Annotated in this window: 26 protein-coding genes and 7 pseudogenes; 25 read left to right on the forward strand and 8 right to left on the reverse strand. The window is 37.2% G+C overall.

What is annotated here, in order from left to right; all coding sequences use genetic code 11:
• Positions 1–48: 48 nt before the first annotated feature.
• From ACWYN3_RS20275 to ACWYN3_RS20300, 6 genes are all read left to right on the forward strand, one after another.
• On the forward strand, positions 49–225 hold the full coding sequence (locus ACWYN3_RS20275) for a type II toxin-antitoxin system HigB family toxin (protein ID WP_456222746.1): 177 nt from the start codon (positions 49–51) through the stop codon (positions 223–225).
• On the forward strand, positions 191–568 hold the full coding sequence (locus ACWYN3_RS20280) for a helix-turn-helix domain-containing protein (RefSeq protein WP_456222747.1): 378 nt from the start codon (positions 191–193) through the stop codon (positions 566–568). Before ACWYN3_RS20275 ends, ACWYN3_RS20280 begins: the two co-directional genes overlap by 35 nt.
• Positions 569–1055: 487 nt before the next feature.
• Positions 1056–1436, forward strand: a complete 381-nt coding sequence (locus ACWYN3_RS20285) for an Arm DNA-binding domain-containing protein (RefSeq protein WP_456222748.1) — start codon at positions 1056–1058, stop codon at positions 1434–1436.
• A gap of 208 nt (positions 1437–1644) precedes the next feature.
• Positions 1645–1956 (forward strand): ORF6N domain-containing protein, encoded by a 312-nt coding sequence (locus ACWYN3_RS20290; RefSeq protein ID WP_456222749.1) that lies wholly within the window; start codon positions 1645–1647, stop codon positions 1954–1956.
• Between the two features lie 642 nt (positions 1957–2598).
• Entirely contained in the window at positions 2599–2943 is a 345-nt protein-coding gene (locus ACWYN3_RS20295; protein ID WP_456222750.1) for an arginase family protein, read from the forward strand.
• Complete coding sequence (locus ACWYN3_RS20300) at positions 2924–3244, forward strand: arginase family protein (RefSeq protein ID WP_456222751.1); 321 nt, start codon at positions 2924–2926, stop codon at positions 3242–3244. Before ACWYN3_RS20295 ends, ACWYN3_RS20300 begins: the two co-directional genes overlap by 20 nt.
• A 389-nt stretch (positions 3245–3633) precedes the next feature.
• On the opposite strand, the gene ACWYN3_RS20305 is transcribed toward ACWYN3_RS20300, so the two are convergent.
• A complete protein-coding gene (locus ACWYN3_RS20305; RefSeq protein WP_456222752.1) occupies positions 3634–4368 on the reverse strand; it encodes a class I SAM-dependent methyltransferase in 735 nt (244 codons plus the stop codon).
• A gap of 633 nt (positions 4369–5001) precedes the next feature.
• Between ACWYN3_RS20305 and ACWYN3_RS20310 the strand changes: the two genes are divergently transcribed.
• From ACWYN3_RS20310 to ACWYN3_RS20330, 5 genes are all read left to right on the forward strand, one after another.
• Positions 5002–5313, forward strand: coding sequence for a type II toxin-antitoxin system HigB family toxin (locus ACWYN3_RS20310; protein ID WP_456222753.1), 312 nt, complete (start codon positions 5002–5004; stop codon positions 5311–5313).
• A gap of 46 nt (positions 5314–5359) precedes the next feature.
• Positions 5360–5656 (forward strand): helix-turn-helix domain-containing protein, encoded by a 297-nt coding sequence (locus ACWYN3_RS20315; RefSeq protein ID WP_456222754.1) that lies wholly within the window; start codon positions 5360–5362, stop codon positions 5654–5656.
• Positions 5657–5944: 288 nt separating this feature from the next.
• On the forward strand, positions 5945–6466 hold the full coding sequence (locus ACWYN3_RS20320) for a hypothetical protein (protein ID WP_456222755.1): 522 nt from the start codon (positions 5945–5947) through the stop codon (positions 6464–6466).
• A gap of 8 nt (positions 6467–6474) precedes the next feature.
• Positions 6475–6819: a hypothetical protein gene (locus tag ACWYN3_RS20325; protein ID WP_456222756.1), complete on the forward strand. Its 345-nt coding sequence runs from the start codon at positions 6475–6477 to the stop codon at positions 6817–6819.
• A gap of 17 nt (positions 6820–6836) precedes the next feature.
• Positions 6837–7184 carry a hypothetical protein gene (locus tag ACWYN3_RS20330; protein ID WP_456222757.1) on the forward strand — a complete coding sequence of 116 codons (348 nt, stop codon included), beginning with the start codon at positions 6837–6839 and terminating at the stop codon, positions 7182–7184.
• A gap of 223 nt (positions 7185–7407) precedes the next feature.
• Here the strand turns inward: ACWYN3_RS20330 and ACWYN3_RS20335 are convergent, their stop codons facing one another.
• From ACWYN3_RS20335 to ACWYN3_RS20355, 5 genes are all read right to left on the reverse strand, one after another.
• Positions 7408–7869, reverse strand: a complete 462-nt coding sequence (locus ACWYN3_RS20335; protein ID WP_456222758.1) for a histidine phosphatase family protein — start codon at positions 7867–7869, stop codon at positions 7408–7410.
• A 125-nt stretch (positions 7870–7994) separates the two neighbouring features.
• Positions 7995–8573, reverse strand: coding sequence for a glycine-rich domain-containing protein (locus ACWYN3_RS20340; RefSeq protein WP_456222759.1), 579 nt, complete (start codon positions 8571–8573; stop codon positions 7995–7997).
• Positions 8574–8580: 7 nt separating this feature from the next.
• Complete coding sequence (locus tag ACWYN3_RS20345; protein WP_456222760.1) at positions 8581–8874, reverse strand: hypothetical protein; 294 nt, start codon at positions 8872–8874, stop codon at positions 8581–8583.
• Entirely contained in the window at positions 8858–9067 is a 210-nt protein-coding gene (locus ACWYN3_RS20350; protein ID WP_456222761.1) for a hypothetical protein, read from the reverse strand. The genes ACWYN3_RS20345 and ACWYN3_RS20350 overlap by 17 nt, the downstream gene beginning before the upstream one ends.
• A gap of 317 nt (positions 9068–9384) precedes the next feature.
• Positions 9385–10887: a L,D-transpeptidase family protein gene (locus tag ACWYN3_RS20355; RefSeq protein ID WP_456222762.1), complete on the reverse strand. Its 1503-nt coding sequence runs from the start codon at positions 10885–10887 to the stop codon at positions 9385–9387.
• A 278-nt stretch (positions 10888–11165) separates the two neighbouring features.
• On the opposite strand from ACWYN3_RS20355, the pseudogene hisG reads away from it, so the two are divergent.
• The 9 genes and pseudogenes from hisG to ACWYN3_RS20400 all read left to right on the forward strand — a co-directional run bounded on the left by hisG (position 11166) and on the right by ACWYN3_RS20400 (position 19161).
• Positions 11166–12016: pseudogene (gene hisG, locus ACWYN3_RS20360) on the forward strand (ATP phosphoribosyltransferase).
• 67 nt (positions 12017–12083) lie between these two features.
• Complete coding sequence (gene hisD, locus ACWYN3_RS20365; RefSeq protein ID WP_456222763.1) at positions 12084–13382, forward strand: histidinol dehydrogenase; 1299 nt, start codon at positions 12084–12086, stop codon at positions 13380–13382.
• Positions 13372–14422 (forward strand): annotated as a pseudogene (hisC, locus tag ACWYN3_RS20370) (histidinol-phosphate transaminase). Before hisD ends, hisC begins: the two are co-directional and overlap by 11 nt.
• A gap of 2 nt (positions 14423–14424) precedes the next feature.
• Positions 14425–15561, forward strand: a pseudogene (hisB, locus tag ACWYN3_RS20375) (bifunctional histidinol-phosphatase/imidazoleglycerol-phosphate dehydratase HisB).
• 1 nt (position 15562) lies between these two features.
• Positions 15563–16152: pseudogene (gene hisH / locus ACWYN3_RS20380) on the forward strand (imidazole glycerol phosphate synthase subunit HisH).
• A gap of 4 nt (positions 16153–16156) precedes the next feature.
• Positions 16157–16906, forward strand: coding sequence for a 1-(5-phosphoribosyl)-5-[(5-phosphoribosylamino)methylideneamino]imidazole-4-carboxamide isomerase (hisA, locus tag ACWYN3_RS20385; protein WP_456222764.1), 750 nt, complete (start codon positions 16157–16159; stop codon positions 16904–16906).
• A 3-nt stretch (positions 16907–16909) separates the two neighbouring features.
• Positions 16910–17665 carry an imidazole glycerol phosphate synthase subunit HisF gene (gene hisF, locus ACWYN3_RS20390; protein ID WP_456222765.1) on the forward strand — a complete coding sequence of 252 codons (756 nt, stop codon included), beginning with the start codon at positions 16910–16912 and terminating at the stop codon, positions 17663–17665.
• Entirely contained in the window at positions 17662–18249 is a 588-nt protein-coding gene (gene hisIE, locus ACWYN3_RS20395) for a bifunctional phosphoribosyl-AMP cyclohydrolase/phosphoribosyl-ATP diphosphatase HisIE (protein WP_456222766.1), read from the forward strand. The genes hisF and hisIE overlap by 4 nt, the downstream gene beginning before the upstream one ends.
• 9 nt (positions 18250–18258) lie before the next feature.
• A complete protein-coding gene (locus ACWYN3_RS20400) occupies positions 18259–19161 on the forward strand; it encodes a WD40 repeat domain-containing protein (RefSeq protein WP_456222767.1) in 903 nt (300 codons plus the stop codon).
• Here ACWYN3_RS20400 and ACWYN3_RS20405 read toward each other — a convergent pair.
• Entirely contained in the window at positions 19136–19930 is a 795-nt protein-coding gene (locus tag ACWYN3_RS20405; protein ID WP_456222768.1) for a C40 family peptidase, read from the reverse strand. The genes ACWYN3_RS20400 and ACWYN3_RS20405 overlap by 26 nt on opposite strands.
• 157 nt (positions 19931–20087) lie before the next feature.
• Here ACWYN3_RS20405 and ACWYN3_RS20410 point away from each other — a divergent pair.
• Positions 20088–20536: pseudogene (locus ACWYN3_RS20410) on the forward strand (universal stress protein).
• A gap of 73 nt (positions 20537–20609) precedes the next feature.
• Here the strand turns inward: ACWYN3_RS20410 and ACWYN3_RS20415 are convergent.
• Positions 20610–20962 (reverse strand): annotated as a pseudogene (locus ACWYN3_RS20415) (4Fe-4S dicluster domain-containing protein).
• A gap of 77 nt (positions 20963–21039) precedes the next feature.
• Here ACWYN3_RS20415 and ACWYN3_RS20420 point away from each other — a divergent pair.
• The 4 genes and pseudogenes from ACWYN3_RS20420 (at position 21040) to ACWYN3_RS20435 (ending at position 23035) form a co-directional block, all read left to right on the forward strand.
• Positions 21040–21570, forward strand: coding sequence for an acyl-CoA reductase (locus ACWYN3_RS20420; RefSeq protein WP_456222769.1), 531 nt, complete (start codon positions 21040–21042; stop codon positions 21568–21570).
• Complete coding sequence (locus ACWYN3_RS20425; protein WP_456222770.1) at positions 21515–22072, forward strand: hypothetical protein; 558 nt, start codon at positions 21515–21517, stop codon at positions 22070–22072. The genes ACWYN3_RS20420 and ACWYN3_RS20425 overlap by 56 nt, the downstream gene beginning before the upstream one ends.
• A gap of 73 nt (positions 22073–22145) precedes the next feature.
• On the forward strand, positions 22146–22349 hold the full coding sequence (locus ACWYN3_RS20430) for a fructose-6-phosphate aldolase (RefSeq protein ID WP_068395172.1): 204 nt from the start codon (positions 22146–22148) through the stop codon (positions 22347–22349).
• A gap of 3 nt (positions 22350–22352) precedes the next feature.
• Positions 22353–23035 (forward strand): annotated as a pseudogene (locus ACWYN3_RS20435) (cell division ATP-binding protein FtsE).
• Positions 23036–23114 lie beyond the last annotated feature (79 nt).

The following is a 23114-nucleotide window of genomic DNA, read 5'->3' on the forward strand; positions in this document are numbered from 1 at the left end:
TTTTTGCGTTATGGAATAATCCGAATGAATTAAAAGCTCAATACAAAAATGCTTCCATACTTAGTGAAAAAAAAAAGAGTTGTATTTAATATTCACGGCAATAATTACCGCCTAATCGTAGATATAGAATACAGGCTTAAAATTGTATTTGTAGTATGGTTTGGCTCGCATAAACAATATGATAAAATAAATGCTAAAACAATTAGTTATGTTAAAACCAATTAAGACTGAGAAAGAATACGACAACGCTCTAGCTCACATATATGAGTTGATGCAAACTGATATTGTAGAAGGCTCTGAAACTTCTGACGAATTGGAAATCTTAAGCTTATTGATTAAGGAATATGAATTGGTACATTACCCTATGTCTTATCCAAATCCAATAGAAGCCATAAAGTTTCGAATGGAACAGATGAACTTATCTGAAAACGAATTGAGTGACTTGTTGGGTACACGCTCAAGAAAGTCTGAAGTTTTATCAGGAAAAAGAAAGCTAAGCCTCTCTATGATTCGAAAATTAACTGATACCCTCCATATTCCAGCTGAAGTGCTGATCCAAGCTTATTAATTAAAAAAAATCACGCCCAATTTTGACGCATTTTCAGTGTTTTTTTATTAATAGCAATTGCAGTTAAAAACGTACAAAATAAATGGTGAGTCGAATTTTAAAACACCTCGAAATACTAATTAAACGCTGGGATTTGCACTAGGTGCAAATCCCAGCGGGATCACAAGATTCAATATCAAAACGCAAAAAAGGCTGTTAATCGTCCGATTAATGGCCTTTTTAATTTTACGGGGGTGTCAAAACTTGCAGGGTTCCTCTTATAAAAAGTGAGCGATTCAGTGGGTCGTTTTGAGATTTGCCTGACTCACTGAATAACACATAACAAACTTATAAACAAAATGTTAAAATCACTAAATCTCGTGTGTACGTCTTTCTGCAATGCTAATTTTGTTTCACTCTTAATGCCTGACATTATGAAATAAATTCTAGCCTGCTTTTCTATCTGAAAAAGCAAAAGAACTACATCAGCGGCAATGCCGCTATTTACATGCGTATTACAGTCAATGGAAAACGTTCGGAAGTTACGACAGGACGGAAATGCGAACATGAACGTTGGAATACCAGAGCTGGCAGAGTTTTAGATTCAAAAGAAGAGTGTAAATCTTTAAATTCTTATCTGGATCATCTTCAAAATCAGATTTACAATGCACATGAGTCAATGTTCAAATCTGGTGAATTGATTAATGCAGAAACAATCAAATACAAGTTTCTTGGTAAAAAGGTTATTGACCACACACTAATGGAAGCAGTAAAAGATCACAATTCGAAAATGAAAGCGCTGGTTGGGAAGGAATTTGCATACCTCTGCGGAATAGATAAGACACTAACCTCTCACATATTGCCCGCCATACTTTCACAACTACCGTAACGCTCTTAAATAGTGTTCCGATTGAAAGTGTATCTAAAATGCCGGACATACCAATATTAGAACCACACAGCACTACGCTAAAATATTAGATATTAAAGTTGGGGCAGATATGGCTCTGTTGAAAAATAAATTAACACTAATCCAAAATTTGGGAATAAGTTAAGCGCCCATTGCTCAAATACACAGCATAGGTATAAAAGGTAATATCATGGATGAACAAAAAACAGAATTGCTGATTCCAGAGGAATTAGTGATGAATCGCATTTACTATATCAGAGGGCATAAAGTAATGATTGATTCTGATTTGGCGGAACTTTATGAAGTGGAAACCAAGCAGCTTAAAAGGCAAGTCAAAAGAAACTTAGAGCGATTTCCAGAGGATTTTATGTTTGAACTAACTCAGGAAGAGTATTATGTTTCAAGGTGCCAAAATGGCACCTTGAAACAAGGCAAAAATATAAAATACTCCCCAATGGTTTTCACTGAACACAGGGAGTCTCTATGTTATCAAGTGTATTAAATAGCGATAGAGCAATTAAGGTAAACATACAAATCATCCGTATTTTTACTCGTATGCGTCAAATGCTAATTGACAACACTGAAATTAGACTAGAGATAGAAAAAATCAAGAACAAGTTAGACAACCAGGATAAGAACATGGAAATTGTATTTAAGTATCTTGATGAACTACTAGAAAAGCAAGAGAAACCTAATCCTCCTAGAACACGGATCGGTTACAAGCCGGACAATCTTTAATTGATCGAAAAAGCAGGAACAATCTCAAAGGTTATTCCTGCTTTTTTATTTGAATAAACACTATTTTTTTTCTTTCAATTTAAATCAGAAAAATCAAATAGATCCATTGGATTAACTTTCAGAAATTTGACGTAGGTTGATGCATGACTAATACTCGGAGGAAAGTTCTCTATATTAAGACCATTATATTCCTTATACTGGAATGATAACAAATCCACAAAACTTAAACAGATAGTAAAACAGAATTAAAATATGTTATTTATTAATACTCAATGGCAAGGCTCGGGCTTGTCGGAAGAATTGAAATTTGGAGCAGAAACTTTCAGATTATACTTTAAAGAATTTGATGCTATTGAAATTCCACTTTCAGACAAAGAGCTTACAACAATAAATGACATAAAATGCTTTGAACCAATCTTGGAACAAAGTATCTTTTTTTTTTAAAGATATTATATCTGAAATTCATCCCACAAAAATCTCAACCATTGGTGGTGACTGTGGAATTGAAATAATGCCAATTTCCTATCTAAACAAAATTTATAATGGTAATCTTTCTATAATTTGGATCGATGCTCATGCTGACTTGAATACCCCAGAAAGCTCTCCTAGTAAAACTTTTCATGGCATGCCTTTACGAACGCTTTTAGGAGATGGAAATAAACAATTCAAAGAATTGCTTTTTTCCACGATTAAGCCAGAGCAAATTTCTTTCATAGGACTTAGAGATTTAGATGATGAACCCCGAAAGTGATTTTATAAATAATAACAAAATTACAACATTACCTACCTGTGAATTTCAATTTATTCAAAACAAGATAGATAACTCAAAAAAAGTTTACATTCATCTTGATTTAGATGTTTTAGATAAATCAGAATATGAGTTTACGATGTTTCCAACAAATGGTGGCTTTTTAATTCCTGATGTTACAGAACTTATAAAAAAATTGAAAGAGCATTATGATGTTGTGGGTTTCTGTATTACCGAATCTACTGCAACAAAACTTGATCAATTAAATGCAATAAAACCAATACTCGACCAAATTATGTTATAACTTAAATGTCCCGAAAGGAATAATTTACTGTCAAAAGCTTCAAAATCATAGTCAAAATTAGATTTCTGACAAAAATGATTCTCCATCAATTTTTGTGAACAATTATTTTCACAAAAAGCGTTGACATTTATTATCGTCGCATGGCTTTTTTCAATACAATTTTGCATTGTTAAATGCAATAAAGAAGTTAATGACAAAAAACGCCACAACCCCGTCAATTACAGTCTCTTTAAAATTTTTACCGCTGTTTATTTGCCCATTTTTGAATTTCTTCAGAAATGGGTTTAAAACTTTTTCCGTGTTCGGTAAGAGTCTAAACCACCGAATTCTCAGACAAAGTACGTTTTTCAATAGATTTATTCAAGTTATATCGCTTCCAATTTTCCAGCCTAATTATATATTTTCACAGGTTTTTCTATTTTCAGGATGGTGAGTGGGGGGAAAGAAGCGAAATAAGAAGAATATATCAACTTGGTTTGTAGTCCAAGGTGACTGAAGTGCTTTTTGTAATGTTTTACATGCCTAAAATCCGAAATAATACCTATGCCTCCTGGCTTGAGCACCCTGGCTATTTCTTCACAAGCCTTTTTACGGCCTTCTTGATTGTAAATATTGTGTAAACATAAATTGCTGATAACAACATCAAAAGTATCGTCAGCAAAAGTCATTTGCAGAACATTCTCTGTTTTTATCTCGGTATTATCTTCTACGCCCTCAATGCTGACATTCTTGAGAACTGCTTCCACATCATTTCCTGTAAGATCCTCAGCGTTCCAAATATCGATGCCGATGGACTTTCCAGTGGTCAGTCTTTTAGCTGCTCCTATCATTAACAGTCCTTTTCCCGTCCCTACGTCCAGTACCATCTCATGACCAGACCATCTGATCAGGTTTAACATGCGATTTCGGTGAAAGTATTTTCCGTAAAGAGAATATAGAAGCATTAATAATCCTGACAGCATAAAGTAACCACCTGACCACATAAAATAGCTTGTTATAATTAATGCAGAACCTATTTTAATAACAGGGAATACCAAGGGTAATATAAGAAGGGCAAGGCCTATGAGCAGAAGGTTCCTGATGACCTTTGGCGCATCAATACCATAATTCGGTTTCTTATTCAATGTAATTAGATTTACAGACTAATTAATTTGCCTACTCTAATATAATAAATTATTATGAAATTTTACAATATATAAGTCCTGTGCCCTTCTTTGAAATACGGATTCAACAGAATTAGATTATTAGTAAATTAGATCATTCTTAATTTAACAATGTTCCACATTATATCTGGTAATTTCTTTTCTCTTGTAATGGATATGACCTGTAACCAGAATCTGAGGATATCCGGCCAAAATTAAAACTTAGAGCAGTTTATCTTAGTTAGATCGCAAATCCCAGCGGGATTACGAAATGCCTCAATGCAAATTGAGGCATTTTGCATTAAAAATATTAACGAGAATAAAGCCTAGTTTAATCTAACTGTGATCAATTTATTCATAATACGACTTTTTAAAAGTCTGCAAGAGTGTGGTCGTTCACAGTCGTCACATGCGCAATCGTCAGCTGGATGAAAACAATGTCAACCTTTCTTGCAGCCATTAGGATGTCTGTCATATAACATTTGATTTCCCAATGGGTTTTAAAAGAGTAAGCAATATTGTTTATTGAATTTCTAAGGTCATTATAATTGGGAATAAAAAATTAATATACAGAATTGTTCCCAAAACGGGAACAATTCTGTATATTTGTTAAATATGCGAGTGATAGCGATAAAGACTCTAAAAGATTACATTGAGGAATTCCATCAAGCAGAACAAGCGTTATTAAGTTGGCATGAAGAAGCTGTTTCTGCGTTATGGAATAATCCGAATGAATTAAAAGCTCAATACAAAAATGCCTCCATACTTAGTGAAAAAAGAGTTGTATTTAATATTCACGGCAATAGTTACCGCTTAATCGTAGATATAGAATACAGGCTTAAAATTGTATTTGTAGTATGGTTTGGCTCGCATAAACAATATGATAAAATAAATGCTAAAACAATTAGTTATGTTAAAACCAATTAAGACTGAGAAAGAATACGACAATGCTCTAGCTCACGTATATGAGTTGATGCAAACTGATATTGTAGAAAGTTCTGAAACTTCTGACGAATTGGAAATCTTAAGCTTATTGATTAAGGAATATGAATTGGTACATTACCCCATGTCTTATCCAAATCCAATAGAAGCCATAAAGTTTCGAATGGAACAGATGAACTTATCTGAAAACGAATTGAGTGACTTGTTGGGTACACGCTCAAGAAAGTCTGAAGTTTTATCAGGAAAAAGAAAGCTAAGCCTTTCTATGATTCGAAAATTAACTGATATCCTCCATATTCCGGCTGAAGTGCTGATACAAGCTTATTAATTAAAAAAATAACGCCCAATTTTGACGCGTTTTTAGTGTTTTTATTAATAGCAATTGCAGTTAAAAACGTACAAAATAAATGTTGTTGCAGACTTTATAAAGCAGTGATCTTGTTGTCCTTTTGGAACTTCTTTTGATAATCATATCTTTGGTGAAGGTGTATTACTTATTACAAGATAAAACTGTGAAGCAACTACTTTAATATGAAATATTTCATCCTTAAGAAGCCCGACAAAATAAGACTTTTAAGTGCCTCAGAAATTGTTGAGGGGAAACAAAAATTTGGAAATGAAGGAATTTCGGATGATATCGGGTATACTGGAAACATCAGAGAAAGATGATAGGATGTCTGTTAGCTTCCTGGATAGGTTATTGAGGCAAGGATACATTTCTATAACGGAGCCTGAGTACCTTGAATACTTGAATACAGCCGGAACTTTGTTATCTTCTAAAGGAAAGGAGCCGGATGGCGAGATGTATAATATTGTTCCTTGGGAAACGGTGGAAACGCGGTTCTCACCTGGCTTTTTTAATGATGTGAACAAATACTTATATAATTCTGAGCTCCGCAATTTTTGTGTATATTCTGGTGATACTTTCATAGACGGTGATTTGATTATTGACTATTCGGAACTGGTATCTACTGCTCAGACTAAAACCAGGAATATCATAGTGAATGGTAATCTGACCATAAAGGGTAATTTGGATGCTGGACAGTGTATAGAGGCGCTGCCGCAATTTGTGTACATCACTGGCGATCTGTATGCAGATAATCTGTTTTTTTATCCGGTTGGCTGGATCTCGTTGTAGAAGGAAATGTGACCATTGGTAATACTGTATTTGGTTATTTTGGAGAGCCTGGCGGTACGCTGCAGGTAAAAGGCAATCTGACCACCGCCTACCTGTTGAATGGATTTATGTACCGAATTGAAGTAATTGGTTCTACCAGTGGGGTATGTTATAGTTTTGATCCTGTTGATAGTGTGACCGGATTTGAAGCACAGCTTGTCAATGATAGCTTTAAAGATGAAGATGAGTTATCGGAATCTCCTTTGAAAACCTCAGTGATTCCTTTCGATAAGGATATAAAAGAATACCTGTTCAGCTTTGAAAACGCTTGTGAGATGTTACGAAGGGGAGAAACTATTTTTAAATCAATGTAAATTATAATTTAAAGGCGATGCCAATTGATACCTTAGAGAATAGAAAAAACCTTAGAGCTGCATTTAATGAATTAGATTATGGTGATTTTCCTTCTTTTGAAACGATGGAATTCGTACCCGGATGGACAAGTATCTATATAGATAATGCAATCGAACTGGATATTATGACATCTATGAAAGGACTGGAATCTCTTTCTTTTTTGGAATGTCTTGGCCTCGCATCTATTGCGGCCTTTGAAGATGTAAAAGTTCCTTTTTTACATATCAACCAATTAATAGCTAATAAAAAAGCTGTAAACAGACCAAAAGATCAAATAGACGTAATTGAACTAGAAAAAATCAGAGAATTAAGAGATCATAAATAATTTTATTTCTTAACTGATATTACGTAGTTTGGAAAATAGCATTTGTAGTTTGACCGGATCGCTATTGCCGGGTTGTAGGTTCCAGACATAAAAAAATGATTGGGGCCGATTAAAAAAAAGATATAAAATTACGACGGAATTGATAAACCACAATCTGCGACAAATACCCTTAATTCTTCATTTTTTAGTCTTTTCCTCATATCTCCGCTAATTGCTCTTTTTTTCATTTGATTAACCATCTGTGCAAAGTAGAACCACCATGTCCAATAATAACACAGTCCTGTTTCTTACATAAAACATGATCTAAAAAATTGTTTATTCGCTCTTTGGAGTTTTTTCTAGTTTCCGGTTGAGTTGAATGATTAAAATACCATTGTAACCTACCCAAAACCATCCATATTATTGTTGGAAGTTGTAGTCTTGTATTGATAAAGGGTTTTAAAGGGATTTCATTTAAGAGGTCTGTTTTTATTACTTCAATTTCCTCTTGAAAGAGATTTTTGGCGGTCGCCTCGGTTCTTATCAGGTTACTTATATATACAGATTGCCTTTCAATTCTCATTTTTTCTCCCGCTTGAACCGGAGAAAGGTCATACTCCTGACAAGCTAGATCAAATGAATTTGTATTATAAAGTTTTCCCCAGTTAAATAATACTTTTGAATGCCTTATAAAGGTTATTTTCATTATCTGTTATTTTTAAAGGCACCAAGATACTGCAATTTATTTGGCAGTTAAATGCGGGGACTAAATTTTACACGTAAATATTTTTCCTGTTTTAAACTTTCTCTTACGTTATTAATAATATCCCATCATAGATACCGGGAGAACCGGAATACACGTATAATACCTGTAATCTTGTTATATAGCAACCTCTTGCTGTTTTGCAAGACAGTATCAATTTTCTTATCTAATAAATGCGGCAAAATCTCCTTAGGTATCCTCCAGAAATCAGGAGGAGGATTTTCTTTAAAAATAAGCAGATAAAGTTTCAATGTTTCCAGATACCAATCCTGGTGCTTATTGTATTCTATGATACCACCTACGTTGGGGTAATGGTGCAGTTCCCGGCCAAGAACCTGAGGACAGAATTTTTTCCAATATTCTATCGTGTATAACAGGTGCATATGCCAGACTTTATCCACCACAACAGAAGGCGATGCCCCGTTCTGCGATATGCAGCAGAGATACACAAAACGTTTATACTCAACAATCGCCAGCAAAGTAAACCGCCTTGTCCAGCCTTCTGTAACCGCTAATTTCCGGGAGAAGGGGATTGCGAAATCTTCGTTATCCGGCGAATAGGCATAAATCCGTTGCCACAGCGGGTTTACGGTATAATCCTGATATCCTTCGTCCGGCGGTATAGTTGTGAATACAGGTTTCATCATGAATTATTTAACAACCACAGGAAACCAAAGTCTCATAGAGATAAATCTTCCGGGGAGAATAATACCGGTTAAGCAACTCGCAGAAATCGTCAAAAGTTTCCTGCAGATCAGTATCCAGTAAATTCAGCGTAAAATCCAATGCAGGCGATCCTCCAACAGAAACCGAAAGCTGACGGTCAATAATTTGTATATCGGTTATTACTTTCCACTGGATAAGGGTTGTATGCGCATGATAGCGAAGTCCCTCTCCATTTACTGTTAACAACATTATTTTTGCTTCGTGCTCAGCTGCATAAGCCATTATTTTTTATCATCACTAATATAAAAGTGAGTCCTGCCGCAGCATAAAGGGAGATGTATAAGGCCCCTTTCTCTCTCGAAAAGCAAGAAATAATGATCATCGCAAGAAATGTAAACAACAACAGGCCGGCCATACAGGAAGAAGTGCCATAGTCCCGTGCTTTTCTATACAAGATCATTTCATCTTTTGCCATAAACCTTAATATCTGAAGGTTTTATGAAGATAAGAAAAAATTATAGACGAACGTACCACGTTCGGACGAACATCCGTGTGAGTCCACGTCAAGTCCACGTCGGGTCCACAGTGAGTCCGCCTTTTTCTGAAAATAGGTGGATTCACTATTGAACCGTCATAGAATCCTCGTAGATTCACAGCGATCGTCACCCTACCTTAACATAAAGTGATATGGCTAACCGCTCTCCAATAAATTCTTACAGATATTTTTTCATTGCTGAATACAAGTCATCATCAAGACCATAAACATCATTACGGTACTCAATTCTGCCGTTTTCAGCCCATGCCGTTTTGTAATTGATAAACACCGAAATGTTTTTCCTTGTACCAAACCATTTTCGGTTTCAACTGAAACACATTCAGCGTATCTGCTTTCTTTGCCAGCTTTTTTCTATAGATCCCCATTTTTGTTGTATCTACAGGTGGCAGGTTGACTTCCATTCGCAATTGATCGTACTCAGAATTGTTATGCACCATTTTCTGTGCAAACTCCAAAGGTCTTTCTACCCTTACACATCCGTGGCTTATTGCGCGGCTAGCCAAACTAAATGCCGATTTATTATTGGTATCATGTAAATAAATACTCGCACCATTATCAAACATAAACTTGAACTTACCTAATGCATTACCAGAACCAGAACCCTGTTTAAACTGAAAAGGCAATTTCTCTCTTGAATACTTTCCCCATTGTATAGTATCCGTATCATTAACCAGTTTGCCTTTATAATATACCCTCATATTATTATTTGATAAATAATAAGGATCTCTGCTGGCCTGATAATAAATCTCATTCTTAGCAATACTAACCGGGATATTCCAAACAGGATTAACCTCGATAGCGCTAAACTTACTTAACAGAATTGGTGTCTGATGATTTTTAGGCTTATCATCCGGTGAATGGGTTTTTGAATAAACTTTCATTTTTTCATCATAAGCCTTTTCACGTCTCGAGCCCACACAAACCTTCATATGCGTCACCGTGTCCTGCTCTTTAAACCAGGTAAGGGAAAAATCAGGAATATTTACCTCAACATATTCAGAACTTAAACCCGGAATTTTCCATCTGGATCTTTCCATGTTCACTTCAATTGCTTTAATCGCCAAGCTATTACGGGATGGATCTTTCTCCAATGCAGCTAATGTGCGTTGTAATGCTCTGTAGTTTTCAGTATCAGGCTGTACACTTTTCAACAGTTTAGACAGACTTTTTGTCTCTAGTACTTTATTCATTGCTGCACTATCTGGTCTGCTGGTAGTTACATAATATCTATTGAGTACTTTTTTGGGATTAACACTGCCATAACCAACAAATGTGTCATATTTAAGCAGCGAAGAAGCAGCAGCATAAAGCTCCAGATCAGCAAGAACCGGATAAACCTCACTGATAGATTTAAACTTATTATCTGATAAGCCCGACAACAATTGAGCAAGCTCTTTGTAACGGAATATTTCGGGGTTAAACCCATGTGCTTTACTATTTTCAAGATAACTTTTCAGGGTATCTAATTCCCCGTTTGCATAGAATCGGGTAACCAGCAAATTTTTACGGTCATTATTTGCATAAAAATTACCGATTACTTTAGGATTACTTAATTTAGACTGTAATGAATCGAGGTGACGGTTAAAAACTACATTATAAGCCGCGGTATCAAATTCTTTATAAAGTTTATTCTTAAAATGTTCAGATAGGATGATACCGACCTCTGGTGTGGTTTTAAACCAGTTACAGGACGATAAAAAGATACAAAGAGGTAAAATTAGTGTTAGTGCTTTTTTCAAAATGAGCGATATTTAAATAAATTGAGCTTAGTTAAGCGAGTGTTCGAGCATGGTAATCAAATAAAATGCCATATATTTTTGATTTGTCAATTCTATCTATATATTTGTGGAACTCAGTGTGCAACGCATTATTGAATAGAGACATAGATTATGAACAATATTTTGAACCATCACTCACATTTGTACCATCGCCAGTTATGGCGATAGATATTTAATGTTTTGTACTTCAAGACTTGTTTCCGAATTATTTTCCTGTTTCATTCAATAATTTCAATCAATTGAAAACACTTAAAATTGCTATCCAGAAATCTGGAAGGCTAAACGAAAAATCCGTAGAGATTCTTAAAAATTGTGGTCTATCATTCGAAAACTACAAAAGCTCATTAATATCAACTGTTACAAATTTTCCTTTAGAAATCTTATTTCTGAGAGATGATGACATTCCGGAATATGTTCAGGATGGCATTGCCGATCTGGGTATTGTTGGCGAAAATGTAATCACAGAAGTTAATGCAGATGTCACCTATCTTCAAAAATTAGGCTTCGGAAAATGTACGCGAAAATTGCTGTTCCCAATGACAGTGACATCACTGATGTAAACGGACTGGAAGGTAAAGTGATCGCTACTTCTTACCCGGTAATCCTTCAAAAATATCTGGATGATAACGAAGTAAGTGCAGTAGTCCGTACCATTTCAGGATCGGTAGAAATTGGCCCGGGCTTAGGCCTGAGTGATGCGATCTGTGATATTGTTTCTACAGGTGGAACTTTAAAAAGCAATGGTCTGAAACCTTTCGGTGAAGTCATGAAATCTGAGGCTGTTCTGATTGCCAGTAAAGGCCTGGAATTGAACGAAGATGTAATTGAATTACTGCAAAGAATCCGTTCAGTACTGCGCGCCAAAGAGACAAAATATGTTGTATTGAATGTCGCAAAATCAAATCTGGCAAAAGTAGTAAGTTTACTTCCGGGAGTTAAAAGCCCTACGATCGTACCTCTTTTTGAAGAAGACTGGGTAGCTGTGCATTCGGTAATTGCAGAACAAGATTTCTGGGAAAAGATCAATAGCCTGAAAGCTGCTGGTGCTGAGGGAATTGTGGTTATGCCGATTGAAAAAATCATTTCATAGCCCCCTCTTTTAATCAACAAAATCTCTTTTTACCGTTAACTATTAGTTAACATAAAAATATAAAACATTGAAACTCTATAAGTATACTGATTTATCTGAACAGAATATTGAAGAACTCTGTTTAAGACAACTAGCTGATGATGCGAGCATTGCAGAAAGAGTAAAAGATATAATCGGGCAGGTAAAGGCAACAGGAGATCAGGCATTAAAAGATTATGCCTTACAATTTGACAAGGTAAATCTGGATCAGCTTTTCATAGCAAAAGAGGAAATCGCAAAGATTGCCTCGACGATTCCTGATGATGCCCGGATTGCAATTGATACTGCTTATGCGAATATCAAAAAATTCCACGCAGCGCAGATTATTCAGGAAGCAAAGGTTGAGACTATGCCCGGCGTTTCCTGCTGGCGGGAGTCCAGAGCGATAGAACGCGTGGGCTTGTATATCCCTGGTGGAACAGCTGTTTTACCAAGTACTTTTTTGATGCTTGGCATACCAGCAAAATTAGCAGGATGCAAAGAAATCATAGTTTGTTCGCCTCCTCAAAAAGACGGAAAAACCAATTGTTTTCTGGCCTATTGCGCCCAGCTTTTAGGCATCGAAAAGATCTTTTTAGTGGGTGGTGCCCAGGCTATTGCAGCCATGGCATTTGGTACTGAAAGTGTACCCAAAGTTTACAAGATTTTTGGCCCTGGAAACCGCTATGTAACCCAGGCTAAACAACAGGTTTTAGCGTCAGGTATCACAGCGATTGACATGCCGGCCGGCCCATCTGAAGTATTAGTTATTGCAGACGAAACTGCCAATCCGGCTTTTGTCGCTTCCGATCTTTTAGCTCAGGCTGAACATGGAACAGATAGCCAGGCGATCTTAATATCGACCTCAGCAGATCTTATTGAGAAGACCAGCAAACAAATCGAACTTCAACTGAACGACTTACCAAGAAAGGATATTGCAGCCCAGGCTATTGCGAACTCTTATGCTGTGTTAGTAGAAAACAAGACCCAGGCAATGGCTTTCAGTAATACCTATGCACCGGAACACTTAATCCTGGCTACAGTTAATTTTCAGGAACTAATTCCACAGATTATCAATGCAGGCTCTGTTTTTCTTGGGAACCTGACTCCTGAAAGTGCCGGAGACTATGCCTCGGGTACGAACCATACTTTACCTACAAGTGGTTTTGCTAAAGCCTATTCAGGTGTTTCTATTGATTCTTTTATCAAAAAAATCACTTTCCAGCAAATCAGCCCCCAGGGTTTGGTGGCTATTGGCCCCACTGTAGAAATTCTTGCAGCCGCAGAAGGGCTTCAGGCACACAAAAATGCAATCACCATTCGTTTAAAATCATCAGATGGATATTAAAAACCTACAACGTGAAAACATCAAAACCCTTCGCCCCTACTCTACTGCAAGAGATGAGTACAAAGGTCAGGTCAGGCAAGTGTTTTTTTAGATGCAAATGAAAATAGCTACGGCTCTCCTTTACCGGAAAACTTTAATCGTTATCCTGATCCTTTACAACTGGATCTTAAGGATGCGATCAGTAAAATAAAAGGCGTACCGATTGAAAATACTTTTTTAGGGAATGGCAGCGATGAAGCTATAGACCTTTTGTTCCGTGCTTTCTGTACCCCTGGAAAAGACAACGTGATCATCCTTCCGCCTACCTATGGTATGTATGAAGTTTCTGCGAATATCAATGATGTGGAAATCCGTAAAGTGAACTTATTGCCGAATTTCCAGTTAGACCTGGAAGGAATAGCGGAAGCGATTGATGCAAATACAAAGCTGATTTTCATCTGCTCGCCAAATAATCCGACCGGAAATTCTATTGTGCGTACAGATATTGAAACTGTACTGGCCAATTTCAATGGACTGGTTGTGATTGATGAGGCTTATATTAATTTCGCTAAACAGCGAACATTCATACAGAGCTAACTGAATACCCTCAATTAGTGGTGTTGCAGACTTTTTCTAAAGCATGGGGCCTGGCAGGATTACGCCTGGGTATGGCCTTTGCTTCAAGCATCGTCATTGACATTCTGAACAAAGTAAAAGCACCTTATAACATCAGTCAGTCTACACAGGATCTCGCCTTAGCTGCGCTCCAAAATATCGGGCAGGTGAATGACTGGATTAAAATTACAGTGGCAGAGCGGGAATTGCTTGGTAAAGCACTACTGGATTTAGCTATGGTCAGAAAAGTTTATCCTTCTGACGCAAACTTCATTCTGGTAGAAGTAGATGATGCAAATGCAACTTATGATGCGCTGGTTGACCGGGGTATTATTGTACGTAACCGTGCAAAAGTGACCCTTTGTGAAGGCTGCCTGAGAATTACTGTTGGAACTCCGGCAGAAAACGAGATACTATTAACTGCTTTAAAATCGTTAACTAACTAATCATGAAGAAGATACTTTTCATAGACCGTGATGCATGGCACACTGATTACTGAACCAGAAGATGAGCAGGTTGATTCATTTTCAAAGCTTAAATTTTACCCAAGATCTCTGTATTATATGGCTAAAATAGCTGCAGAGCTGGATTTTGAATTGGTTATGGTAACTAACCAGGATGGTTTAGGTACAGATTCACACCCGGAAACTAATTTCTGGCCAATCCACAATCTTGTTCTGGATACTTTTGCGGGTGAAGGTGTAGTTTTTTCTGAAGTCATTATTGATAAAACTTTTGCACATGAAAATGCCCCTACCCGTAAACCAAACACAGGTTTGTTACAGCATTTTTTAACTGGTGAATATGATTTGGCAGGCTCTTTTGTAATTGGTGACCGCATTAATGATGTAGTTCTGGCCAAAAACCTGGGCGCGAAAGCAATCTGGTTAAGAAACAATGATACATTAGGATCGGCAGAAATGCTTGACAAAGCAGAAACACTGACCTCGGTAATCGCCCTGCAAACTCAAAACTGGTTGATATATATACTTTTCTGAGTGCGGGAAGCAGACAATTTCACCATATCAGAAAAACAAACGAAACTGATATTGAGATTGACCTTAATCTTGACGGAACAGGAAAGGCCAAAATAGAAACTGGTTTAAATTTCTTTAACCACATGCTCGATCAGATTGCGCGTCATGGCGGGGTAGATTTGAATATCATTGCAAAAGGTGATTTACATATTGATGAACACCATACTGTTGAAGATACCGGAATTGCATTGGGTGAGGCTTTTGCCAAAGCTATAGGTAATAAACTGGGCTTAGAACGTTATGGTTTTTGTTTACCGATGGATGACTGCCTGGCGCAGGTAGCTATTGATTTTGGGGGCCGGAACTGGATTGTATGGGATGCAGAATTTAAACGCGAAAAAGTAGGTGATGTACCCACAGAGATGTTCTATCATTTTTTCAAATCGTTTAGTGATGCTGCAAAATGCAATCTCAATATTAAAGCTGAGGGAGACAATGAACATCATAAAATTGAATCTATTTTTAAGGCTTTCGCGAAAGCAATTAAAATGGCGATCAAAAGAGATGCAGAAAAGTTAGTTTTACCAAGTACTAAAGGCTTATTATAAAATGATAGGAATAGTTAATTACGGTGCAGGAAATATCTTCTCTCTGACTTCCGCTTTATCAAGACTCGGGCTTGGTTATGGAATGATAAATACTGTGCATGATTTTGATCAGTACTCTCATATCATTATCCCGGGTGTAGGACATGCAGGAGCAGCGATGGAGAAACTAAACCAGACCGGACTGGTGGACTCAATCAGGCAGTTAAAAAAGCCTGTCCTTGGCATTTGTGTAGGAATGCAATTGCTCACAGCGCATTCGCAGGAAGGTGATGCCGAATTAATGAATATTATTCCGCTCGAAACAAAATTATTTGATAAAGACCTTGGTATTAAAATCCCCCATATGGGATGGAATAATATTGAGATCAAAAACAATTTACTATTCGAAGGGTTGAAAATCAGACACAATTTTACTTTGTGCATTCGTACTTTATTGAATATAACGCTATTTTTGAAATAGCGACTGCGACCTATGGCCTGCAATATTCTGCAGCGATACAGAAAGATAATTTTTACGGGGTACAGTTTCACCCTGAAAAATCTGGTGCCGCAGGTGAGCAACTATTATTGAACTTTTCAAAATTAAACTAACAAGATGTACATTATCCCCGCTATAGATATTTTAGATGGTAAAGTTGTTCGCCTTAGAGAAGGTGACTATAACCAAAAGACAGTATATGATGTATCAATTGCTGAAATGATTGAAACTTATAAGTCTAACGGTACAGAATTCATACATATTATTGACTTAAACGGTGCTAAAGGAGATTTCAGCAACCAGGTTGAGCTTTTTGATATTATCAAAAAAACAGATATGCGTGTGCAGTATGGCGGTGGTATCCGTACAATTGCACAGGTAACCAACCTGCTTGATGCCGGCATCCACAGAGTTATTGTAGGTACACAGGCGATTACCAATCCTGATTTCCTGTCCGAATTAAGCAAAGAAGTTGGCAAAAAATATGATTATGCAAACCGCATTGTGATTGCTATTGACGTGTTGGATGAAGTGATTAAATACTCAGGCTGGATGGAAAGCTCACCAATCAAATTAATGGATTACGTTGATAAATGTCTTCAATTAGGCTTTTTCAGGTTCCTGTGTACTGATATTAACAAGGATGGTAAATTAGGTGGTGCAGCTATTGATTTGTATAAAAAATTACTTGAACATTCACCGTTTATCAAGTTGATCGCATCTGGTGGAATCAGCTCAATGGAAGATATTGAAGAACTATCAAAACTGGAAGTCAGATCTTGCGTAGTTGGAAAAGCCATTTATGAAAACCGCATCTCTATTGAAGAGATTAAAGAATGGAACCTCAAAGCAATGACATCTTTATAAGCGATGTTAAGCAAACGTATAATTCCATGTCTGGATGTCAAAGACGGACGGACAGTAAAGGGCGTTAATTTTGTAGACCTTAAAGACGCCGGTGATCCGGTTGAACTGGCCTGGCAATATGCACAGCAAGGTGCTGATGAATTGGTATTCCTGGATATTACTGCTACCCACGAACGTCGTAAAACGATGATAGAAATGGTAAAATCGGTAGCCAGACAACTCAATATCCCTTTTACTATTGGTGGGGGGATTACAGAGATTGCTGATGCAGAAGCATTACTGAATGCGGGAGCTGACAAAATCAGTATCAATTCTGCAGCTGTTAAAAATCCGCAGCTAATCGCTGACCTGGCCAAAGTATTTGGTGTACAGTTTGTAGTGGTGGCTGTAGATACCAAGCTGGTTGCAGGCAGAAACATGGTACATTTGAACGGCGGCCGGTTGATTACTGAGATCGAAACAGAACACTGGATTAAACAAGCAGAAGAATTAGGTGCTGGTGAAATACTATTGACTTCAATGGATCACGATGGTACGAAACAGGGTTTCGACTGTAAACTGCTGGATAGTATCAGTAAAATGATCAACATTCCTGTGATCGCCTCCGGTGGTGCCGGAAAGGTTGAACACTTCACAGAAGTTTTTACTACAACAGGTGTAGATGCTGCATTAGCAGCATCGGTCTTTCATTTTGGTGAAATCCCTATCCCCCACCTGAAAAACGAATTAAAAAAACACAACATACCAGTAAGGTTATGAATATAGATTTTGAGAAAACCGATGGATTGGTTCCTGTAATCATTCAGGATATACAAACATTGGAAGTGTTAATGCTGGGTTATATGAACCAGGAAGCCTGGACTAAAACACAACAGGAAGGGAAAGTAACTTTTTATTCCCGCTCTAAAAGTCGTTTATGGACCAAAGGAGAAGAAAGCGGTAACTTTTTATACGTAAAAGAGACACATATCGATTGTGATAAAGATACCATATTGATTAAAGTTACCCCTGTCGGCCCAACCTGCCATACAGGTAGCAGGAGCTGTTTTAAAACCAACTTTAGTCAGAACTTTATCTTTGAACTGGAGAAAATCATCCATGATAGATATGATAACCCTACTGAAGAGTCTTATATCAATAAACTGCGCAAAAAAGGGCTGAATAAAATAGCGCAGAAAGTTGGAGAAGAGGGGGTTGAAACTGTTATTGCAGCACTAAATGAAACTGATGTTGATTTTGTGAATGAGAGTTCTGATTTGATCTTTCACTTATTGGTTTTACTGAGAGAAAAAGGCAAAACACTGGCTGATATAGGGGTAAACCTGGAAAGCAGACATCGCTAAATTTTAGATATGCTGAAACATTTAAGATCACTTAGTGGTCATCAGAATCCTGTGTATGCCTTAGCTAACTCCGGAAAAGCAGGGATTTTTTTTACTGGCGGCAATGATAAAGGTGTGGTGGAGTGGTCATTGGAAAAGATGTCATTTTCAAAAGTACTGATGCCTGTAAAAACATCTGTCTATAGTCTTCATCAATATAAAAACCAGCTTTTCGTAGGTCAGAGAAGTGGTGAACTAAATATATTTGACCTTGACAGGGAAGTGATAACCGCTAATTTTCAGGCACATGAAAAACCTGTATTTGACATCGTTACAATTCCGGCAAAACAGGAATTTTTAACGGCCAGCGAAGACGGGACGGTTGGAGTATGGTCATTAACTAATCTGTCTTTACTTTACCGGATCAGGGTTTCTGCTGATACAGTAAGAGCAATTACCGTCAGTTCTAATGGTTTACATGCTGCTTTTGGCTGCAAAGATGGCGTCATACGTATTTATGACCTGACGGACTATAGTCTGTTACATACTTTGGAACAGCACACCTTGCCAGTTACTTCGGTTCAGTATTCTCCGGATAGCAAGTACCTGATTTCTGGTGGAAGAGATGCACAGCTAAATTTCTGGTCATTGCCTGATTACCAGCTTCAGCATACTATTCCTGCACATTTATTTAGTATTTATGGCATTGCCTTTCATCCGGCCCTGCTGCCTTATTTTGCTACGGTTAGTCAGGATAAAAGTATCAAATTATGGGGTAGCGATGATTTGAAACTGTATAAAATCCTGAGTATTGAAAAAGGCACTCATGGCCATACCCATTCTATCAATAAACTGGTTTGGAGTGAGGATGGTAAATATTTATTAACCACCGGTGACGATAAACTCGTTATGGTGTGGGAATGGGATCTATAAATCTTTTAATAATCCTGAGCTTGTGGCTATATCGTCCCAGTTCAGGATTATAAATTCCCTGGTCATCAATCGGATCAATTCTTACTTTTCCGGAAGCATGAATGATCTGATTCGCATTCAGCATGAGCCCTACATGGATAATTTTCCCATCGGCATTGTCAAAAAAAGCAAGATCTCCGGTTTGTGCTTCTGGTAGAAAGTTAACGGTTTCTCCTTGCTCTGCTTGTTGTGAGGCATCTCTTTTGAGCTTTATCCCTGCCAGCTTGAAAACTGCCTGTACGTATCCTGAACAATCAATACCAAATATTGTCCGGCCTCCCCATAAATAGGGTGCGTTCTGAAAAAACACGGCCGATTTTGCCAAACTCGCCGCGGTAACCTTTCCCGATAATACCAGCGGCTGAAATAATACCTTGAATTTTTCTTTACCTAATTCACAAACACCATCCTTATAGAAAGGCAAATTACTTGAAGAGACTAAATAATAAGCACTTCCATCGCTTCCAATAACTTCATTAAGAACTCCTAAAGGCACTAATGTAGTGTGTTCCTGTGTATATTCTGCTTCCGGTATTTCGGTTAACTGCTTAAAATCTATCCAACCCTCGTATTCATCATAAGCATTACGGATCCGCCACCAGGGTTCTGCTTTTTCCAATACTTCTACCTGATCTCCAAATAATAATTGGGTCGTGATCTCTGCTTTATCAGATGATGATGCCCTTATTGGAGCTACAGCTACCCTGCAAATTGCGAATGTTTGTTCCATAATGAAATAAGCGCTTTAAGTTTGTTTCAGACAGACAGGGTCTAAGAACCTGCTCTTCTAAAAGTAAAAGTACTGATAGTGATTTATAAAAAAGCAGGATAAACATTTGATTCATAAAATTGTTATACTGGTATTATATTCATTAACGCTAAAAATTATGAACCTCAAGAAGATATTAATCGCAGTAGATAATAGCACCTGCTCAGAAAAGGCAGCAAAAACAGGCTATGAGCTGGCTAAGAATTTTGACGCAGAGGTAGCACTGGTCAATATTATTGAGCCTATGCCAGCAACCATGAACCAGGATCTTACTTTAGCTCCGGTATTTTTGGAAAGTTATGATAATAGCGAAGAGAATAGCCATCAACTGCTCAAAGAGATGGAAGACACTTATGGTAATGGGATAAAAACCACTTATTTAAGTGTGGTGGACACCGCGGCACATGGCATTATTCAGCAGTCTGACGAATGGGGATCTGATCTGATTGTGATTGGAACCTATGGCAGAACCGGGTTGTATCACTTTTAATGGGAAGTGTAGCCGAACACGTGGCCAGAAAATCTGCATGTCCTGTATTGATTATCCCTAATAAGGCGGATGTATAAGCTTTAAAAGGTTTTATATATAACAGAAAAGGACGCAAATGCGTCCTTTTCTGTTATATATACAATTAAAGAACTAGTTTTCCTGGTGTAACCAGGCTTTTTTTTCTTTAATAACTCTTCTTCAGTTTCGCGGACATCTTCGTCATCCACACAACAATCTACCGGGCATACTGCCGCACACTGAGGTTCATCATGAAAACCTTTGCACTCTGTACACTTATCTGAAACGATATAATATACCTCGTCAGAGCCTGCTTCCTGAGCCGCACCAGCATCTACTTCCTGATCACCAAAATCGATGATACCATTTAAATTGGTTCCATCAGAAAATCTCCAGGCTGTACCTGCGTCATAAATTGCATTATTCGGGCATTCAGGCTCACATGCTCCGCAATTAATACATTCGTCTGTTATTTTAATAGCCATGTCTTCGTATAAATCTATTTGCTAAAGTTACCTTTGCTTTGCAAATATAACATTTATACTTTAAAATTACTTCAAACATGTCAATCCTTACCGCTGAAAAGTTAATTATTGCATTCCATAAACTAAGTGATTTCTTAAATCACCCAAGCGATGAATTTAATAATACTATTGATTCAGCACCTAACCATAATGCATGGTTCACTGTAGCTGAGGTAAAGAGATCTTTATCTTCCTTACAGGAAATGCTTAATTTAAATGCCCTGGAAAAATGGTTTGAACAAATTACTGTGAGCCAGAACCCAAAAAAAGTGGGGTTAATTCTTGCAGGAAACATCCCATTAGTAGGTTTCCATGATATTTTATCTGTTCTGGCTACAGGAAATATAGCGATCATCAAACTTTCATCTTCTGATAGCCAGTTATTGCCTGCATTACTGAAACAACTGGTTTTATTTGAGCCTCTTTTAGCTGACAGGATCGTTTATGCAGAAAGATTGAAAGATTTTTTTGATGCGATTATTGCAACTGGAAGTAACAATACATCCAGATACTTTGATTATTACTTCGGCAAAGTACCTAATATCATCATCAAAAAAAAACAGAAATAGCATTGCAGTACTGGATGGTCATGAAAGTATTGAGGATATTAAGTTACTTGGTCATGATATTTTTGATTATTTCGGTCTGGGTTGCAGAAATGTTTCCAAAATGTATGTGCCGGAAGATTATGAGATCAAAAATTTCTTTGAACCTTTAGAAGAGTATCAGGATATCATCAACCATTTCAAATTCAATAATAACTACGATTACAACAAATCTATTTACCTGGTTAATACGGTTCAGCATTTTGATAATGGCTTTTTATTATTAAAAGAAGATGAAGGTCTCTGCTCTCCCCTTGCTGTTTTATTCTTTGAGAAATATAAAACACTGGATGAGCTTACAGCGAAACTTAAAGGTATGCAGGATAATATACAGTGTGTAGTTACCAATACTGCTTTAAGACTGGATGTGGATGTGGACTCAGTGACCTTTGGACAAAGCCAGCATCCTCAGTTATGGGATTATGCTGATAACGTCAATACTATTACCTTTCTAAATAAGTTATAGTATTGATATTTATCTGGTATTAAAATATACCAGCTTCATATTTTCTCATTTTGAAACACTATTTTTGAACAAAATGTATGTAATCAAAGTAAAAGGTATTGCCAAAATCCCGGATTACGTCCAGCTGAGGGATGATAAATTCACCTTACTGGCCTATTTCAGGGTAGACCGGCCTGATAAATCACTTGAAAAATTAGGTCTGGGTGATAAGCTTCCTTATATTATGGATATGGTAAAAGATTTACCATTTGGTCAGATTGCAAAATTAGATATTTAAGACATGGCAGGAAACGCAGTTATAAATTTAAAGAACGTAGATGTATTTCAACAAAAGCATCTTGTACTCTCTGATGTTAATCTTAACATAGATAAAGGTGAATTTGTATTCCTGATCGGACAAACCGGATCTGGAAAGAGCAGTTTATTGAAAATTATTTACGGTGAACTTCATATAGGTAATGGTGAGGGAGAAATTGCAGGTTTCGACCTTAAAAAACTAGCAGAGAAGGATATTCCTTACCTGCGCAGAAAATTAGGGATCGTATTCCAGGATTTCCAGTTACTGACAGACCGCACTATTGAAAAGAATCTTGATTTCGTATTGAAAGCTACCGGCTGGAAAGATAAAAACCTGATCGACGAACGGATTAAAGATGTACTGGAGAAAGTTGGCTTACGTTCAAAAATCAGAAAAATGCCGCATGAACTTTCTGGTGGTGAACAACAGCGTGTAGTTATTGCCCGTTCCCTGTTAAATAACCCCGACATTATTCTTGCTGATGAGCCTACAGGAAATTTAGATCCTGAAACATCCGAAGAAATTGTTCTGCTATTAAAACAAATCAGCCAGAGCGGCACTGCCGTATTAATGGCCACGCATGATTATCATATCATCCGTCCCTGCCTTCCCGTATTATTAAATGTGAAGCAGGTATCGTGCATGATGATGCAACGATAAACTAAGTTCTGTTTACAACAGAGCTGACCATTCCTGACAAAATAATTCCTTTTCAGCCATTCTGTACAGTCTTGTTCAAACAAA

It is taken from the genome of Pedobacter sp. NJ-S-72 (genome assembly GCF_053890575.1).

Coding starts and splice junctions, on each gene's coding strand:
- ACWYN3_RS20400 (WP_456222767.1), top strand. CDS start 18,259: ATGCTGAAACATTTAAGATCACTTAGTGGTCATCAGAATCCTGTGTAT.
- ACWYN3_RS20350 (WP_456222761.1), bottom strand. CDS start 9,067: ATGGCAAAAGATGAAATGATCTTGTATAGAAAAGCACGGGACTATGGC.
- hisF (WP_456222765.1), top strand. CDS start 16,910: ATGTTAAGCAAACGTATAATTCCATGTCTGGATGTCAAAGACGGACGG.
- ACWYN3_RS20290 (WP_456222749.1), top strand. CDS start 1,645: ATGGATGAACAAAAAACAGAATTGCTGATTCCAGAGGAATTAGTGATG.
- ACWYN3_RS20315 (WP_456222754.1), top strand. CDS start 5,360: ATGCAAACTGATATTGTAGAAAGTTCTGAAACTTCTGACGAATTGGAA.
- ACWYN3_RS20310 (WP_456222753.1), top strand. CDS start 5,002: ATGCGAGTGATAGCGATAAAGACTCTAAAAGATTACATTGAGGAATTC.
- ACWYN3_RS20345 (WP_456222760.1), bottom strand. CDS start 8,874: ATGGCTTATGCAGCTGAGCACGAAGCAAAAATAATGTTGTTAACAGTA.
- ACWYN3_RS20430 (WP_068395172.1), top strand. CDS start 22,146: ATGTATGTAATCAAAGTAAAAGGTATTGCCAAAATCCCGGATTACGTC.
- hisIE (WP_456222766.1), top strand. CDS start 17,662: ATGAATATAGATTTTGAGAAAACCGATGGATTGGTTCCTGTAATCATT.
- ACWYN3_RS20420 (WP_456222769.1), top strand. CDS start 21,040: ATGTCAATCCTTACCGCTGAAAAGTTAATTATTGCATTCCATAAACTA.
- ACWYN3_RS20330 (WP_456222757.1), top strand. CDS start 6,837: ATGCCAATTGATACCTTAGAGAATAGAAAAAACCTTAGAGCTGCATTT.
- ACWYN3_RS20340 (WP_456222759.1), bottom strand. CDS start 8,573: ATGATGAAACCTGTATTCACAACTATACCGCCGGACGAAGGATATCAG.
- ACWYN3_RS20280 (WP_456222747.1), top strand. CDS start 191: ATGCTAAAACAATTAGTTATGTTAAAACCAATTAAGACTGAGAAAGAA.
- ACWYN3_RS20405 (WP_456222768.1), bottom strand. CDS start 19,930: ATGGAACAAACATTCGCAATTTGCAGGGTAGCTGTAGCTCCAATAAGG.
- hisA (WP_456222764.1), top strand. CDS start 16,157: ATGTACATTATCCCCGCTATAGATATTTTAGATGGTAAAGTTGTTCGC.
- ACWYN3_RS20320 (WP_456222755.1), top strand. CDS start 5,945: ATGAAGGAATTTCGGATGATATCGGGTATACTGGAAACATCAGAGAAA.
- ACWYN3_RS20275 (WP_456222746.1), top strand. CDS start 49: ATGCTTCCATACTTAGTGAAAAAAAAAAGAGTTGTATTTAATATTCAC.
- ACWYN3_RS20335 (WP_456222758.1), bottom strand. CDS start 7,869: ATGAAAATAACCTTTATAAGGCATTCAAAAGTATTATTTAACTGGGGA.
- ACWYN3_RS20300 (WP_456222751.1), top strand. CDS start 2,924: ATGATGAACCCCGAAAGTGATTTTATAAATAATAACAAAATTACAACA.
- ACWYN3_RS20285 (WP_456222748.1), top strand. CDS start 1,056: ATGCGTATTACAGTCAATGGAAAACGTTCGGAAGTTACGACAGGACGG.